Origin of the sequence: Nocardia sp. NPDC060255 (assembly GCF_042727395.1) — a bacterium.
Classification (GTDB): Bacteria; Actinomycetota; Actinomycetes; order Mycobacteriales; family Mycobacteriaceae; genus Nocardia.
Window position 1 is genome coordinate 1 of the sequence record NZ_JBHXAU010000027.1, and the last position, 16,295, is coordinate 16,295.

Consider the following 16,295-nt stretch of genomic DNA (forward strand, 5'->3'; position numbering starts at 1 on the left):
CACCGCACGCTCACGCTGCTCGATCGGATAACGCTTGGGCATAGCCCACATCCTCCACAAAGAAGGAAGCGGCCAGAAAGTCGGGGCGGTTCACTGTGCACCCCGTCCCCGCCAACAGGTTTCAGCACACACCGGAGCTGTTGAGCCGCGACCACGGCCAGGCCACCACGCCAGAACTCCATCGCGCCCCCTCCCCAGATCTGCACTCTCTCTCGGGATCGGCACCGACTCTAGGGCCCTATTCCGAGTGCCGATCCCAAGAGACAGTGCAGATCCCGAACGATCCGGCCTCGCACCCCGCCACAGCGGGCGCTGATCGACGCCACTCCGGTCACACCTGCCGAACCCACAGACCGTGCATACCCTGCACAACAGCTAGACACCCTGCGAAGGGTATGCACGCTCTGCGAACCCCTTCCCCGCCAACAGGTTTCAGCACACACCGGAGCTGTTGGGCCACGACCACGGCCAGGCCACCACGCCAGAACTCAATCACGCCCCCTCCCCAGATCTGCACTCTCTTTCGGGATCGGCACCGACTCTAGGGCCCTATTCCGAGTGCAGATCCCGAGAGACAGTGCAGATCCCGAACGATCCGGCCTCGAACCCCGCCACAGGTAGCGCTGATCGACGCCACTGCGGTCACACGTATCGAACCCACAGAGCGTGCCTACCCTGCACAACAGTTAGACACTCTGTGAGGGGTGTGCGCGCTCTGTGCACCCTTCCCCGCCACCGGGTTTCATCGCATCGAGGCCAAAAGGGGCGCAACTGCGCCCCGATCGAGACGCGGGAACCCATGCGTACACCCGCTGTGTCAGCCCCACACCCGGTGTACTGGGGGCGGGGCTGACACAGTGGGGGCGCGGTAGTGGTTTCACCACCTCGGGAAGCCGGGATTCGCTGGGTATCAGGCTCTCTCAACGCAACCACAGCCAGATGACCACCTCGGGAACGCGACATCGCGCACCTGACCGATAACTAAAGCCGGGTACCCCACCTGACGTGCCCAGCACTACTCGGTCATTTCCCTTGGACGGGTATACCTATCCGAGCAAGTGCACCTAAGGACTTCCCGAGGTGACCTGTTCATGAAAGCTGAAGACCTACCCAGGTTTTCCCTGAAGTAGTGTGGGCGCGTCGTGTGCCGTACCCGACTTTAGGGGCGTGTCGAGTGCGCGATGTCGCGTTGCTGAGGTGGTCATCTGGCTGTGGTGGCGTTGAGGGAGTTTTCACGATCGGACAGAGTCGAATGGTTGTTGGTGAAGATCGTTTAGCGTCCATATGACTCTGCTCGATGCTCGTGATGTGTGGGCAGGGGCACCGAAGGGGTCGGTGGCGTTGCGGTCGGTGGCGTTGCGGTCGGTGGCGTTGCGGTCGGTGGCGTTGCGGTCGGTGGCGTTGCGGTCGGTGGCGTTGCGGTCGGTGGCTTCGGTGCGGGGCGCTGTGTACCAGTTGTTTTCGGGTAGATATCTGATGGTGGAGAGGTGCTGGCTTTCAGATCGGGTTCCTATTCATTGGCTATTCCCGTAGCTACTTGGGCACCGCCGATCTTGGCTGTGCCAGAACCACTTTCACCGGCGCGGCGACGAAACCGCCGCCTGCCACTACGATTCGATCGGCCGACTGGCTCCAATAGAGGGCTGAGTAGCTGGATCGGTTGTCGAACATTTCTGGCGGCAGCGGGATGTACGTGCCGTTCTGTGGAAAGTAGAGGACGCCGATATCGCCTTCGTCGTTGCCGCCGAACTTCAGTAGGAGGCTGCCGTTCGGTCCTGGACGTACTGCCATCACGTTTGTCCATGCTTCGATATGCCGGACGGGTGTACCACCGCGATGGATCTCGTACAGGGCGCGATCGGATAGGTAGAAGAATCCGTCGGGTCCTGTGGGTACCGAGGTGAAGTCGACGAAGGAGCGGTGTGCGTCCATCTCGAAGGTGCGGACGCAGGCGGTGCCTGCCGGGTCGAGTTCGTAACCGTTTCCGTCCCAGATCAATACGGTGCTGCCGTCAGCGAGCCGTGCCGTCCCGGTCATCGGGCGCGCGGCGTCGCCGAGCACGCTGTGGACCACGGCCGCGTCGGGGATGCCTGGAATCCGTTCCCACGCACCGGATTCCGTGAGCCACAGGGGGCCGGGCAGTGGGTCACCGATATTCAGGCCGCCGTATCTCAGCAGGTGGGTCTTCACATCGAGCAACACCACGGGGCGCGTGCCGAGGAAATAGCACTCGTGCGCGTAGAGGTCGGCGTCGCCCGGTCCTTTAGCGGGCAGTGCTCGTGGCGCATCCGTTGCGTCGGCCACCAGGATCGGCCCGAATACGCGTGGGCGGGCCCTGGTGTCGGCGGTGGACTGCGCGAGCCATTCGCCGGTGGGCGATCGTGCCGCCGCTACCCAGAATTCGTTGCGCTGCAACGATAGACGTGGTGGCCAGGTGTCGAGATCCCACAATTCCACCCGCGGTGTCTTACCGGCGCTGTGCGACAACAGGAATCCGTCGACGATGTCGTCGAGCACGCTGGCGATCGGCGACGGCGGCGCGGTCTCGACTGCGGCGGAGGGGGTTCCGTCGTTGCCGAGGTACTGCGCCCACATCAGTTCCGGATCGCCTGGGAACTCACCTGCCGCGGGTACCGCGAGATCGGTCGCCTCCCAATACCCTAGCTTGCGGTCGACCGCCGCCCGCAGGGTCGCCACGATGCCTCGGTAGGTCCGCTGCTCGCCTTTCGGCAATGGCACGAGCTGTTCTTCGACCCAAGCCAGCACTTCCGCGACATGCTCGGCGGGCACATACAGGCCCGTAGAATAATTCCCGCTGAACCATCCCGACGGGAACCGCCCACTCAATTGTGGATGCGCCGCAACGATTTCGGCGAACAGCCCGTCCGGCCGGTACGCGGCCTTCGGTGCGAACACCGCGTCCGGGAACACCCGCCCCGCTTCGAACGCGAGGCTCAGCGCCAGTCCTCGCTCGTACCGGTACGGCAGCATCGAGGCGCTGAACATGACCGCCGCAACGGACACAGCCTCCGCCGCGGCCCGCCCGTCTTCACTGAGCAGCAGCTCCCGCACCTGCCGCCACAGGTCCGCAGCGCCCGGATGCACTCGATCCAACGCGGTCGGCTCGGTAGTACGTCCGAGCAGCCTCGGCACGAACTGCTCCCGGATCGCGTCCTCGTCCACCAGGTGCAATGTGCAGTCGTATCCCATGTTCCTCCGCCTTGTCCTGCGCTCCCCATGCAACCACGGGGCAGCCGCACGACACCACTTCGTCGCCCACCCTCTCGGAGAACTCGAGAGTTGTTGCCGCACCGTTTCAGTCATGGTTCCTCGGTATGAAACAGACTGTCCGGCCGATAATTTCGGTACACTACGTGCGGTGCATGGAGTGCGGAAAACACCGCTACTCGGCTGAGCAACGCACTCGAATTTCTTTGTCGAAAGCAGCTACGACACGCTAATTCCGAGTCAGGGGAAACGACATGAGTATCAGCGAAAAAATCACCGCTGGTGAACTGGACAATCTCACGTTTCACGGCAAGCTCGAGGACGGGCACCTGGTGCCCGGTGGCCTGCTCGGCGACCAGGCCGCCATGGACGATATCGAGGTCGGCATCTACGTGCTGGAGAAGGACGGCACGCTGATCGCCTGCAACAAGACCGCCATCGGCGCCTGGGGCCGCAGTCCCGAACTGGGCACGAGCGAGAAGTACTGCGGCGCGTTCCGGCTGCGTTACCCGTCCGGCGAGGTCATGCCGCACGAGGCCGCCCCGCCGTCGGTGGTCATCAACAACGGCGGCACCGTCCGCGACGCCGACGTCATCTGCGAACAGCCCGATGGTTTCCGGCTGCTCGCGCTGGTCAACGTCTTCCCGATCCGCGACGAGTCCGACGAGGTGGTGGGCGCGGTCAACATCTTCCGCCACAACACCACCAAGACGGTGCCGGGACTGCTGGAGTCGGCTGGCGCCAGCTGACCGCTGCCCGGTCTGTGCTGGTCGGGCACGAGGCACCCTTCTCTGCTCGCGTCCTGCGCCGGCAGGGCTCAGGCGACACCGGAGCTGGACTGCCGCGCCGGCAGTCGAGGAACCGATGCCACCAACCGGCGGGTGTAATCATGTCGCGGTGCGTCGAATACCGCGTCGACCGCACCGGATTCGACGATGCGGCCGTCCTTCATGACGACCACGCGATCCGCAGCATGATGCACCACCCCGAGGTCGTGCGAGATGAGCAGTAGCGCGGTGCCGAACTGCGCCTGCAGCACGGCCAGTAGGTCGAGGATCTGCGCCTGCACCGAGACGTCGAGGGCGGATACCGGCTCGTCGGCGACGATCAAAGCCGGCCGGGGTGCGATGGCGCGGGCGATGGCGACGCGTTGCCGTTGTCCACCGGAGAGGGTGCGGGGATGGCGATGGAGGAACTCCCGGCCGAGTTGCACCGCGTCGAGCATTTCTCGGACGCGGTTCGCTCGGGCGCGGCCTCGAATGCCGACCGTGTCCAAGCTTTCGCCGATGATGCGTTCGACGGTGTAGCGCGGGTCGAAGGAGCTCAGCGGGTCTTGGGCGATCCATTGCGCGGTGCCGCGGTGGCGGCGTAGTTCGCTGTCGGAATATTCGCTCCACGGTTCGCCGTCGACGACGATGCGCCCGGAGGTCGGCGCGAGGAGTCGCAACGCGAGGCGCGCGGTGGTCGTCTTGCCGGAGCCCGACTCACCGACGATGCCGAGCGTCTCACCGGCGAACAGATCGAAGTCGACGTCGTCGACCACGGTGCGGGCGGCCGGGCCGGTGCCGTACGTCTTCCGAAGATCCTGTACCGACAACACGATTCGGCTCTCGTCCACTGTGCGCGGCGGCAGCGGCCTGCGGTCGAGGACGTCGATATCAGCCGACGGATCGTCGGGGATCGACAGCGTCGTACCGCGGGAGGCGGCCGACGGAACGGCAGCAAGCAATCGTTTCGTGTAGCTGTGCGCCGGTCGAGTCAGGACGTCGTGCGTACTCCCCTGCTCGACGACCGTGCCGTCCTTCATGACCAGCACTCGATCGGCCAGCTCCGCGACCACCGCGAGATCGTGGCTGATCAGCAGGAGCGCGTTGCCCGCGGCTTTGCGCTGCCGGAGCAGCTCCAGAATCTGTTGCTGCACAGTGACGTCGAGGGCGGTGGTCGGCTCGTCGGCGATGATCAAGCGCGGATCGCCCGCGATCGCCGTCGCGATCAGCACCCGCTGGCGCAGGCCACCGGAGAGTTCATGGGGATACTGGCGTAAGCGCCGTTCGGGTTCGGGCACACCGACATCGGTGAGCAACCGCACGCTGCGCGCGGTGCGCTCAGACCCGCGCAGCTCGGTCAGCGCACGTTGAACCTGGGCGAGTGTCGCGCCGATCGTGCACAGCGGATCGAGGGACACGAGCGCGTCCTGCAGGACGAACCCGATGTCGGAGCCGCGGATTCGCCGCCACTGCCGCTCGCGATACGCACGCGCGTCCTGCCCGAAGAGCTCCAGACTGTCCGCGCGGACCGCCGCGCCGGGTCCGGACAGACCGAGCAGAGCGCGTGCGGTCACCGACTTCCCGGAGCCCGACTCACCGACGAGCGCAACGACTTCACCCGGCTCGATCCGCAGATCGATGCCGTGCACCACCTCGTGCGCGCCGCCCTTCGCCGGAAACCCGATGCGCAGGTTCGTGATCGAGACCAGGCTCATGATGGCCTCCCGTCGTAGTGCCGTTGCCAGTGCCGCCCAAGTGAACTCACCGCGATGACGGTGACAGTGACCGCCACACCGGGCAGCACCGAGATCCACCAGGCGTTGCGCAGATAGTTGCGCCCCTCGGCGAGCATCGCGCCCCATTCCGGTTCCGGGGGTTGCGGTCCCATCCCCAGGAAGCTCAGGCCCGCCGCGCCGAGGATCGCGGTGCCGAGGCCGATGGTGGCCAGGATCGGCACCTGGGCCACCGCATGCGGCAGGACGTGCCGTCGCACCAGCGTGGCCCGGGTGAGTCCGAACGTGCGGGCCTGTTCGACGTACCCGGATTCCTGGACGACGAGTGTCTGGGCGCGCACCACCCTGGCAAACCGTGGAATGGAGGCGATGCCGAGCGCGAAGATCAGGTTCGTGGTGCCCGGCCCGGTGAACGAGATCAGGACCAGCGCGAGCAGCAGATCGGGAAAGGCGGAGACCACGTCGAGGAAGCGGGTGATCAGCTCATCGAGCAGCCCGCGGGCCAGCCCGGACAGCAGGCCGAGCGCTGTGCCGACCACCACCGCGATCGCTACGGCGGTGACGCCGATGAGCAGTGAGTAGCGTGCGCCGTGGACCACCCGGGTGAAGACATCACGCCCCAGATGGTCGGTGCCGAACCAGTGCTGCGCGCTCGGCGCGAGCTGGGCGGCCAGCGGATCAGCTGCCAGCGGATCGTCACCGGCCAGCACGGCGGGCGCGATCACCGCGATGGCGACCAGGCCAACTGTCAACGCGGCCACGGCGACACCTGGCGTAAAAGCGAAACCCCTTGCCCGCGCGGCAATTCGATCGACGGTCGTGCGCGGCAGACCGGCGGTCGTCATCGCGGTCCTCCTCGGGAGCCCCCGCGCAGCCGCGGGTCGAGCCACAGATACAGCAGATCGACCAGCGTGCTGATCACCACGTAGACGAACGCCGACAGGATCGCGACCGCGAGCACCACCGGAAGATCCTGTGCCAGTACGGCATCGACCGTGATTCGGCCGAGGCCCGGCCTGCCGAAGACCTCTTCGATGATCACCGCCCCGCCCAGCAGCCCGCCGACCAGCCAGCCGGTCAAGGTCACCGCGGGCAGCGCCGCGTGGCGCAGCCCGTGCCGCAGGCGCAGCTCGGTCTCGCTCACCGACCACGAGCGCACCGTCACCGCGAACGGCTCGTCGAGCGCCCGCTCCAGCCCGTCCCGCAGCACCTGGGAGACGACCGCGCCGAGCGAGAGACCGAGCGCGACCGCGGGCAGCACCAGGGCGGGCAGCCCCTTGTTCGCCGCCACCGGAAATATCTTCAACTGGAAGCTGAACACCGAGAGCAGCACGATGCCGAGCCAGAACGCGGGCGTCGAGATCAACGCCAGCTCAACCGCATTCGCGATGGCGCGGGCTCGCCGCCGCCGCGCGGTGGTGGTCGCGACGGCCACCGCGAACACCACCGCCACCAGCAGCGCCGCCCCGGTGAGCGCCAGGGTTGGCCCAGCCTGTGAGCCGATCACCTCCGACACCGGCCGTTGCAGGACGTAGGAGCGCCCGAAGTCCCCGTGCGCCACGTGCCACAGGTATCTGGCGTATTGCACGATCGCGGGGCTGTCGAGCCCCCACTCGGCGCGAATGGCCGCCTCGATTTCCGGCGTGCGTGGCTGTTCGCCGAGCAACACGTCGACCGTGTCGCCCGGCGCCAGCCGCACGCCGATGAACGACAGTGTGGCCGCGCCCCACAGCACGCCGATACCCGAGATCAACCGCAGCAGCACCCGTTTCGCAATCCACCAGCGCGCATCGGGTGCGGTGTCGGCCGCGAGCTCCACCGTCGGCGGTGCGGTGATTTCGAGCGTCATGGACACCACACCCGCACCGCGTCAGCCACGATCGACCCAGACGTCGTAGGAGTTCTCCGGAAGTTGCTTGTAGGGGCGGAAACCCGCGCCGTGCACGTGCGCGGCGGCCGCGATCTGATTCTCCGGAATGTAGAGCGGCAGCCCGTACGCCTTGTCCACCAACGCGAATCGCTGCAACTGCGCGTACTGCTTGGCGCGCTCGGCGTTGTCGGTCGTAGCGGCGGCGGCCTGCAGCCAGCCGGACAGTTCGGGATCGCCGGCCCGGCTGTAGTTGAGAGTGCCCTTCGAAGTAGACGGGTACCAATGGTTTTCGATATCGATGCCGCCGGTGATGGTGTCGGAGTTGGCGATCGAACCGAAGGTGTTGTTCTTGCGGAGTTCGGCATAGGTGCCGAGATCGACGTAGGAGAGCTTCAGATCGATGCCCGCATTCTGCTTGGCCTGCGCCTGGACCGCCTGCAACAGCACCTCGCGCTGATCGCGGACGGTGGACTGCGCCTGGACCAGATCGATGGTCAGCCGCTGACCATTCTTGGTCCGGAATCCGTCGGAATCCTTTGCCGTCCAGCCTGCTTCGTCGAGCAGGCGGTTGGCGGCGTCCTTGTTCGGACCGTAGGCGCCTTCGATGCTCTTGTCGTAGAACAGCGCGTCGACGCTGGAGGCGATGCCCCAGCCGCGGGTGCGCTGGCCGCGATAGATCGACTTCAGCACCGCGTCGACGTCGACCGAATCGTTCAGCGCCTTACGGACTTTCTCGTCGGTGGCCGGACCGAAGGTGGCATTCCAGTACAGCGTGTACGGGCTGCCGTTGTTCAGCGAGCGCTGGTAGGTGTAGCCGGAATCGCCCTCGAACAGCGACGCGTCGTTCCCGGACACCCCCTCGATGAGGTCGACCTGGCCGGAGGTCAGGGCACCGGTGCGCACCGACGACTCGGGCAGGAACCGGTAGGTCACCTCGTCGAGGTAGGCCGGGCCCTGATGGGCGGCGTTCTGCGGCGCCCAGTTGTAGTCCGGGTTCTTCTTGAAGTGCAGTTCCTGACCCTTGACGTAGCGATCGAGGATGAACGGACCGGTGCCCGCGATCTCGGGTCCACCGGCTTTGAGCTGGGGCTTGTCGAACGCGGCCGGCGAGATGATGTCGAAGCCCGCGGCGAAGTCGAGGAACGGCGCGTACGGGTTCTTCAGGGTGAAGACCACCGTTCGCTCGTCGCGCGCGCTCACCCCGCCGAGGTTGGACAGCGGCCCGGAGGAGAAGCCGCCGGAGTAGGCGACGTCCTGCATGGTGGTGAAGTTGCGGACCACCGCGGCCGCGGTCAGCGGATTGCCGTCGGTGAACTTCACGCCGTCGCGCAGGGTGAAGGTGTAGGTCAGCCCGTCGGGCGACACCTCGTGGCCGGTGGCCAGCCAGGGGACGTAGGCGCCGTCCTTGGTACGCGCCAGCAGCGTCTCGTAGGTGTTGCGCAACATCATTCTGGTGTTGCTCTGGCCGTTGAGGTGGGGATTGAGCGTGGTCGGCTCCGTCTCCACACCCCAGGTGAGCGAGCCTCCGCTCTTCGGTTGCGCCGAGGTGCCCGCGGTGGTGTCCGATCCACCGCATGCGGTCGCCAGCAGCGCCGTGGCCACCAGGAGAGCTGTTGCTATTCGCCGAGTCCGCATCACAGTGCGGCGCTCCTATCTTCGATGAGAAATAGTGGTTGATCGGTGGTGACGACCGTGCCTTCGGTGGCGGTCACGGTCACAATTCCGGGATGGGTCGCGGTCAGCTCGTGCTCCATCTTCATGGCCTCGACCACGCCGAGCAGCTGGCCTTTCTCGACCTGCGCGCCGGATTCGACATGGAGCCGAACGACGGTGCCCGGCATGGGCGAACGGATCTCGGGGTCGGTCGCGGTACTGCCGAACGAGCGGTATTCCGCGTACCGGACTTCCCTCGACACTCCCGCGACCTGGACGGCCCACGCCTCTCCGACGCGTCGGACCACAGACGGTGTCGAGCCGACCGAAACCGTGTCGCCGCTGGTTCGAACACACACGACACCCGCGTCGGCGGTGTCCGCGCGAACCCGCACCGCATCGCCGTCGTAGCCGTTGACGCGGACGGTGAACGGCCGCCCGTCGACCGTCAGATCGATGCTGCCGAGGTCATGATCGGCGGGATCGAGCAACTCGCGGTCGCCGACCGGTGCGCCGACCGACCACGGTGTCGCACGATCGGGTGCGGTCAGTGTGGTGGCAACTGCGAAGGCGCCCAGCAGGTCTGGATCCGCGAACGCTGCGGTCGGATCGATTCGATCCAGGTAGGCGGTGTCGTGCTCGACGGCCGCCAGGATCGGCGAACCGAGTACGTGGCCGACGAATCCGAGGTTCGTGGAGATACCGGTCCAGCGCAGCTCCGTGCAAGCCTGCCGTGCGGCGGCGAGCGCCTCGTCGCGGGTAGCGCCGGTGGCAACGAGTTTGGCGATCATCGGGTCGAATCCGCCGGTGACATTCAGGTGGCGATCGAATGCGCGCTCGATGCGAACGTTCGGCCACTGCGTCACTTCGAGCGCACCGGGACAGGGCAGGAAGGCCCGGAACGGATCCTCGGCGTACATCCGAACCTGAACGGAGGCACCGGTATAGGTGATCTGCTCTTGCGTCGCCGGCAGCGGCTCACCCGAAGCGACCCGCAGCTGCCAGTCCACCAGATCGATACCGGTGATCTCCTCGGTCACCGTGTGTTCGACCTGTAGCCGCGTGTTCATCTCGATGAAGAAGAACTCGTCGCCCACCAGCAGGAACTCGAAAGTGCCTGCGCCGACGTAGTTCAGCGCCTGCGCGCCGCGCACCGCGGCATCGAAGATCCGGTCGCGGATGGCGTCCGGGATCCGCGGGGCGGGCGCTTCTTCGATCACCTTCTGGTGTCGTCGCTGCAATGAGCAGTCCCGATCGAAAAGGTGTACGACACTGCCGAATTCGTCGCCGAAGACCTGTACTTCGATGTGCCGCGCGTGCTCGACGTATCGTTCCAGATGCAGGCGACCATCGGCGAAAGCCGCTGTCGCGGTCCGGGTGGCGGAGGCCAGCGACTCGCGCAAGTCAGTGCGAGAGCGCACCACCGACATACCCTTGCCACCGCCGCCACCCGCCGGTTTGACGATGAGCGGGTAGCCGATGTCCTCGGCCGCGCGGGCCAGGGCATCCAGGTCGCCGCTCGCCTGCCGGGTGCCGGGCAGCACCGGGACACCCGCCTCCGCCATGACCGTGAGCGCGGAGGCCTTGTCGGCCATGGTCTCGATCACCCGGGAACTCGGGCCGACGAAGACCAATCCGGCGGACCGGACCGCGCGGGCGAAATCGGCGTTCTCGGAGAGGAAGCCGTAGCCGGGATGTACTGCGTCACAGCCGGTTTCGACGGCCGCGTGCACCAAGGCGGCGGCATCGAGGTGGCCGCCGGTGGCGGGCAGTCGCACGGTTGCCACCGCACCGTCGTGATAGGTCAGCTCGCGATCCTCGTCGACACTCACGGTGACGTAGTCGATGCCGAGGCGGCGGCAGGTCCGCGCGATCCGCGCCGCGACCTCACCCCGATTCGCGATGAGCAGGGTTGCGATCACAGCCGGAACACCCCGAACGTGCCTGCGTCCGGCTGGGGTCGATCCCAGCGTTCATGTGCCAGCGACAGGCACTGGGCGAGCCAGGTGCGGGTGTCCTCCGGTTCCACGACCGCGTCGATCCACATCCGGGCGGCGATATACGCCGGGTGCGACTGACGTTCGAAACTGTCGATGATCGGCTGTTTGATCGCCGCCTCCTCGTCCGCGCCGAGCTCCTTCCCCTCACGGCGGAGCTTGTCGCGCTTGAGAATTGCCATCACCGCTGCCGCCTGCTCGCCGCCGACGCCGGTGGAGCGCGCGTTCGGCCACATGGCCATGAACTGGCCGCCCATCGAGCGTCCCGACATCGCGAAGTTGGCCGCGCCGAAGCTGCCGCCGATCACCAGCGAAATCTTCGGCACCGTCGCGCACGAGACGGCGTTGACCATTTTCGCGCCGTGCTTCGCGATACCCGCACGCTCGTATTGCTCGCCGACCATGAAGCCACTCACGTTGTGCACGAACAGCAATGGGATGCGGCGTTGATTGCAGATCTGAATGAAGTTCGTCGCCTTGAGCGCGCTGTCAGGGAAGATCACGCCCTGATTCGCGACGATCCCCACCTCGTATCCGGCGATCCGCGCCGTCGCGCACACCATGGTGATGCCGTAGTCCTTGCGGTACTCCACCCACGAGGTGGCGTCGACGACGCAGCGCAGGATCGCGCGAACGTTCATCTCCTTCTTCGTGGTCGCCGGAATCAGCTCCGGCAGCCGCGCCGGATCGTCGGCGGGCTCGAGCGCCGCGAAGGCCGGTGGGCGCACCTTGTCGCCCGGTGTGCGGGCGACGATATCCCGCACCATCGCCAGCGCCTCCACCTCGTTCATGGCCAGATGGTCCGCAACAGCGGTCTCTCGCACGTGCAGGTCCGCGCCGCCGAGTGTTTGTGCGTCGACCTTGATGCCGGTGGCGGCTTCCACCAGTTGCGGGCCGCCGAGGAACACCGTGCTGAGGTCTTTCACCATGACGGTCTCATCGCTCATCGCGGGGATGTAAGCGCCTCCCGCAGTGCAGATTCCGAGCACGGCGGAAATCTGCGGCAGCCCGAGCGCGGACATCTCCGCGATGTTGCGGAACATCTTTCCCAGGTGCTCCTCGTCCGGGAAGATCTCCTCCTGCAACGGCAGATAGATGCCACCGGAGTCGGCGAGGTAGACGCAGGGCAGGCGGTATTCGCGGGCCAATTTCTGCCCACGCAGCTGCTTCTTGATGGTGAGCGGGTAGTAGGTGCCGCCTTTGACGTGCGGGTCATTGGCGAACACCATGCAGGGACGGCCGTGGATGCTGCCGATCCCGACGACGAGCGCGGCGGCGGGCAGGTCGGTGTCGTACACGTCGTGCGCCGCGAGGCGGCCGATCTCCAGGAATGGGGTGCCCGGGTCGAGGATCCGGTTCACCCGTTCCCGGACCGGCAGTTTGGCGTCGCCCGTCCGGCGGCGCGGCGCGACTATGCCTGCGTTGTGGTCACGGAGGAGTTTGCGTTGTGCTTCGAATCCGATGTTGTGTTCAACGGTGACGGTCATGCCGGTAGCTCCGCTCGATCCTGGTGTGCGGCGAGACTCGCGTTCAGGGTGTCGGCGAATCGGCGAATCGTGTCGGGCTCGAGGTCGGCGCGCAGCATGAGGCGCAGGCCCGCGCTGCCGCGGCGAATGATCGGGAAGAAGATGGGCGAGGTGTAGAAGCCCGCGCCGAGCATGTCCCGTGCCACGGCGATGGTGCCGTCCTCCTCGCCGATACTGACGAAACGGATGGGCAGGCCGTCACCGGCCAGGTCGGTGTCGACCAGCGAGTCGAAGAGCCGAATGCGTTCCTGCAGCGCGACCTGACGTTCGTCGACCGTGCCGTCGTCATGGAGATCGCAGGCCGCGACGATGGCGCCGAGTCCGGCCGTGTTGACTCGCTGGGACCACATCAGCGGCCCGCTGGTGCGCAGCAGCGTGTTCTTCAGGGCGTCGTCGCCGAGCCCGCCGAAGAAGATGACCCCTCCGCTGGCGCCGAAACCCTTGTTGAGCGAGGCGATCACGAGCGTGCGGTCCCGCCAGCCTGCGTAGGCGCCGAGGACGTATCCGCGCCCCCGCGAGCCCAGGGTCGAGATGCCGTGTGCCTCATCGAAATACAGGAACAGCCCGTACTCGTCCTGGAGCCGGAACAGCTCGTCCAGCGGTGCGCCGCCGCCCGTGCTGTAGACGCCGTCGGCGACATAGGCGACGTGAGAGTGGCTGCGGCACAACTCTTCCAAGGCGGCGATATCGTTGTGGGCGATCGTGACCAGCTCGGTCTCGTCCGCGACCAGCGGTTTCATCGCGTTCAGACAGAAGTGCGCGTTCTTGTCGAAGACGACCAGCGGCGGGTGTCCGTCGGTGAGCTCGCCGGAGGCCAGCAGCGGCAGGGTCGCCCAGGCCGCGGCGGCGCAGGACGACACCGTGACCGCCTGTGCGCCGAAGGTCTGTGACAGGCGCTGTTCGGCCACTTCCAGGAGTGCGAGCCGAATTCGCATGCGGGAGATGGAGGAATTGATTGTCGCGGTTTCGTCGAGTCCGCGGTGGGCGCCCGCGACTATGCGCGGGTCACTGTCCAGGCCGAGATACGAATACGACGAAAAGTTGACGATCGTGCGGCCGTCCCGGTCGTGCACGAGCCCGTCGCGCATGTCCGCTGCGACGATATCGACCAGGCCGTGAGCTGCACTGTCGTCCCAGAAGGAGTTGCTCAATTGCAACTGCCGACGGACATTGGCGAATTGATGAGTAACCATTCCCCTTATTCCTTTGTTGGCGTGCGCGTCGATCGATGAATCAAGAAGTAGTAGCGGGCTTTTCCGGTGCCGCGACAACGAGTACGTTCGCACCGGCAAGCGCAGTGATAGCAATGGACCAGGCGACCAACCCGGTCAGCGATGGTCCGGCCAGCGAGGCGATACCCGCCAGGCCCTGCTGGATCAGCGCGCACCAGGTGACCGCGATCGCGGCGCCGGAGACGAGATGGCTGACCGCGTGCGCGGCGCTGTTGGGGAACAACGTCGCCTGCCCGAAGGTGGTCGCGACGTAGCCGGCCAGGAAGATCGGCAGTGCGATCGCGCGGTGCGGCTCGACCACCCAGACCACGGTGATGAGCACGCAGCCGGCCAGCATGATCCACGCGCCCTGCCGCATCATGGTGCGCGCACCGACGCGGCGGACGGTGCGCCGCACGTAGGTCGCACCGGCCAGGTACGCCGCACCGTAGAGGACGCCGAAGAGGCCGAATATCCACGGCTGCAACGAGAATCGGTCCGCGAAGATGAACGCCGACTTCTGCTGGATCATCACGATAATGGCGAACCCGATACCGCCGGCGACCGCGCTGGCGACGAAGACCCGATCTTTGATCAGCCTGCGCACCGCGCCCTTGGCCGGGGACTTCGCCTCCGGCCGTGGCAGTTTGATCCGAAGAGCGAGCGCGACGGGCACTGCGGCGAGTACGGCCAGCGCCACGAAACCGTAGCGCCACCCGACCGTCGAGGTGATCACGCCGCCGACCACCTGGCCGCCGCCGAGCGCGACGACGAACGCCATCGACAACAGCGAAAGTTGCCGTGCGAGTTCAGCACCCGAGAACAGGTCCTTGATCATCATCCGCGCGACGACGGCTATGCCGCCCGCACCGATCGCCTGCACGATCCGCAGGCCGAGCAGTTCCGGCGCGTTCGTGATCAGCGCGAGGCCCGCGCTGGCGAGGATGAAGCACAGTCCCGCCGCCACGAACGCGGGCACCCGCCCGAACCGTTCCGCCGCCCGGCCCCAGGCGACCACCGGCAGCGCGGCGAACACCACGAAGACCGCCACCGACACCTGCAGCATCGAGTCACTCGCCCCGATATCGGCGCCCAGCGCGGGCATACTCGGCAGATAGATAGTGGTCGCCATTTGCGCCGCGGCGACCGCGCTACACGCGGTCAACACGACGGATCGGCTTCCTGCCGTCGGGGATACGACGCTCTCGGATTCCTGCCGCACAACCACTTCAATCCCCCTACACCCAATAGATGTGTGCCGCAGGTCAGTCGAGCCCGGCATGTCAGTGTGGATCGATGACCCCATCGATCCACCCAAGACATGATTACCCGCCGGTAACCCACTACGCGAGGGTTAAAATCCTCTTGATTCTGCCGGAATGCATTGCCGCCCAGCATGTTCCGCCAAGACGTCAGCCCTGGTCGTCACTGCGGGTAGTGCAGCAGGCGGGTGTGGTCCTCGCCGAGGGCGGTCAGGCGGTGGGCGTCGCGGGTTCCCGGCTTGGCGGTGAAGACAACCATCTTGAGATCACCGGCGGGCACGGTGAGTGCGTTCGCATCGAGGGTGATCAGCCCGACGTTGGGATGATGCGTAACCCCGGTCGTACCAACGAATTTCGTGGCCGACCCGGTGCACCACAGGTCGTCGAAGCCACCGTGCGAGGCCCGCAACTCCGCGACGAGTTTCGCCAGCTCCGCATCGTGTGGATAACGGTTCGCCGCGTCGCGCAGATCGGCGACCAACGCCGTCTTGAACTGCTTCTCCTGCGCATCGGACGCCCAGGCGAAATTGGCAGGTTCCATGAAGAATCGCCAGGCCATGTTTCGCAGGTGGGCGTCGTCGGCGGGCTCGCCGAAGACGCGAACACCGATCGCGTTGTACGCCAACAGGGTCCAGCCCGCGTCGTAGACGGCGACCGGCGTATCCCCGAGCCGCTCCAGGAGTTGCCGCGTGGCCGCGTCGATGGTGCGATGCACGGCTCCCGGCGCGGCTATCGCGTGCCCGGACAGCGCGGACAGCTGTTCGTATTCGGCCTGGGACAGCCGGAGCGCGCGAGCCAGCGAGTTGACGACCGAGGCCGATGGGTGACTGCGCCCCTGCTCCAGGCGCTTGATGTAATCCTCTGAGACTCCGGCCAATTCGGCGAGTTCCGCACGCCGCAGTCCGGGCGTGCGGCGGCTGCCGGGCAGGTGCGGCAGGCCGAGTTCGGCGGGCGCGAGGCGATCACGGTACTCGCGCAGGAGTGGGCCGAGGCTTCGAGAGTTGTCAGTTGCCATGTCGGTCCGTTCCGGTCGATGCGAAGGTCGAGC

11 protein-coding genes are annotated in these 16,295 nt (G+C 66.3%); 1 reads left to right on the forward strand and 10 read right to left on the reverse strand.

What is annotated here, in order from left to right; genetic code table 11:
• Positions 1-1,533: 1,533 nt before the first annotated feature.
• Positions 1,534-3,210, reverse strand: coding sequence for a hypothetical protein (locus tag ACFWF1_RS35595; RefSeq protein WP_379283730.1), 1,677 nt, complete (start codon positions 3,208-3,210; stop codon positions 1,534-1,536).
• A gap of 272 nt (positions 3,211-3,482) precedes the next feature.
• On the opposite strand from ACFWF1_RS35595, the gene ACFWF1_RS35600 reads away from it, so the two are divergent.
• The gene (locus ACFWF1_RS35600; RefSeq protein ID WP_379283729.1) at positions 3,483-3,977 is read left to right on the forward strand and encodes a histidine kinase; all 495 of its coding nucleotides are present in this window, start codon (positions 3,483-3,485) and stop codon (positions 3,975-3,977) included.
• Between the two features lie 68 nt (positions 3,978-4,045).
• Here ACFWF1_RS35600 and ACFWF1_RS35605 read toward each other — a convergent pair whose 3' ends face one another.
• The 9 genes from ACFWF1_RS35605 to ACFWF1_RS35645 all read right to left on the reverse strand — a co-directional run bounded on the left by ACFWF1_RS35605 (position 4,046) and on the right by ACFWF1_RS35645 (position 16,262).
• Positions 4,046-5,710: a dipeptide ABC transporter ATP-binding protein gene (locus ACFWF1_RS35605; protein ID WP_379283727.1), complete on the reverse strand. Its 1,665-nt coding sequence runs from the start codon at positions 5,708-5,710 to the stop codon at positions 4,046-4,048.
• Positions 5,707-6,573, reverse strand: coding sequence for an ABC transporter permease (locus ACFWF1_RS35610; protein WP_379283725.1), 867 nt, complete (start codon positions 6,571-6,573; stop codon positions 5,707-5,709). The genes ACFWF1_RS35605 and ACFWF1_RS35610 overlap by 4 nt, the downstream gene beginning before the upstream one ends.
• A complete protein-coding gene (locus tag ACFWF1_RS35615) occupies positions 6,570-7,577 on the reverse strand; it encodes an ABC transporter permease (RefSeq protein ID WP_379283723.1) in 1,008 nt (335 codons plus the stop codon). Before ACFWF1_RS35615 ends, ACFWF1_RS35610 begins: the two co-directional genes overlap by 4 nt.
• A 21-nt stretch (positions 7,578-7,598) precedes the next feature.
• Positions 7,599-9,233 carry an ABC transporter substrate-binding protein gene (locus tag ACFWF1_RS35620; RefSeq protein WP_379283722.1) on the reverse strand — a complete coding sequence of 545 codons (1,635 nt, stop codon included), beginning with the start codon at positions 9,231-9,233 and terminating at the stop codon, positions 7,599-7,601.
• Positions 9,233-11,173: a biotin carboxylase N-terminal domain-containing protein gene (locus ACFWF1_RS35625; protein WP_379283721.1), complete on the reverse strand. Its 1,941-nt coding sequence runs from the start codon at positions 11,171-11,173 to the stop codon at positions 9,233-9,235. The genes ACFWF1_RS35620 and ACFWF1_RS35625 overlap by 1 nt, the downstream gene beginning before the upstream one ends.
• A complete protein-coding gene (locus ACFWF1_RS35630) occupies positions 11,170-12,735 on the reverse strand; it encodes a carboxyl transferase domain-containing protein (RefSeq protein ID WP_379283720.1) in 1,566 nt (521 codons plus the stop codon). The genes ACFWF1_RS35625 and ACFWF1_RS35630 overlap by 4 nt, the downstream gene beginning before the upstream one ends.
• A complete protein-coding gene (locus ACFWF1_RS35635) occupies positions 12,732-13,967 on the reverse strand; it encodes an aminotransferase class I/II-fold pyridoxal phosphate-dependent enzyme (protein WP_379283719.1) in 1,236 nt (411 codons plus the stop codon). Before ACFWF1_RS35635 ends, ACFWF1_RS35630 begins: the two co-directional genes overlap by 4 nt.
• Before the next feature lie 40 nt (positions 13,968-14,007).
• The gene (locus ACFWF1_RS35640; RefSeq protein ID WP_379283718.1) at positions 14,008-15,153 is read right to left on the reverse strand and encodes an MFS transporter; all 1,146 of its coding nucleotides are present in this window, start codon (positions 15,151-15,153) and stop codon (positions 14,008-14,010) included.
• 257 nt (positions 15,154-15,410) lie between these two features.
• A complete protein-coding gene (locus ACFWF1_RS35645; RefSeq protein WP_379283717.1) occupies positions 15,411-16,262 on the reverse strand; it encodes a helix-turn-helix domain-containing protein in 852 nt (283 codons plus the stop codon).
• Positions 16,263-16,295 lie beyond the last annotated feature (33 nt).

Coding starts and splice junctions, on each gene's coding strand:
- ACFWF1_RS35595 (WP_379283730.1), bottom strand. CDS start 3,210: ATGGGATACGACTGCACATTGCACCTGGTGGACGAGGACGCGATCCGG.
- ACFWF1_RS35600 (WP_379283729.1), top strand. CDS start 3,483: ATGAGTATCAGCGAAAAAATCACCGCTGGTGAACTGGACAATCTCACG.
- ACFWF1_RS35605 (WP_379283727.1), bottom strand. CDS start 5,710: ATGAGCCTGGTCTCGATCACGAACCTGCGCATCGGGTTTCCGGCGAAG.
- ACFWF1_RS35610 (WP_379283725.1), bottom strand. CDS start 6,573: ATGACGACCGCCGGTCTGCCGCGCACGACCGTCGATCGAATTGCCGCG.
- ACFWF1_RS35615 (WP_379283723.1), bottom strand. CDS start 7,577: ATGACGCTCGAAATCACCGCACCGCCGACGGTGGAGCTCGCGGCCGAC.
- ACFWF1_RS35620 (WP_379283722.1), bottom strand. CDS start 9,233: ATGCGGACTCGGCGAATAGCAACAGCTCTCCTGGTGGCCACGGCGCTG.
- ACFWF1_RS35630 (WP_379283720.1), bottom strand. CDS start 12,735: ATGACCGTCACCGTTGAACACAACATCGGATTCGAAGCACAACGCAAA.
- ACFWF1_RS35635 (WP_379283719.1), bottom strand. CDS start 13,967: ATGGTTACTCATCAATTCGCCAATGTCCGTCGGCAGTTGCAATTGAGC.
- ACFWF1_RS35645 (WP_379283717.1), bottom strand. CDS start 16,262: ATGGCAACTGACAACTCTCGAAGCCTCGGCCCACTCCTGCGCGAGTAC.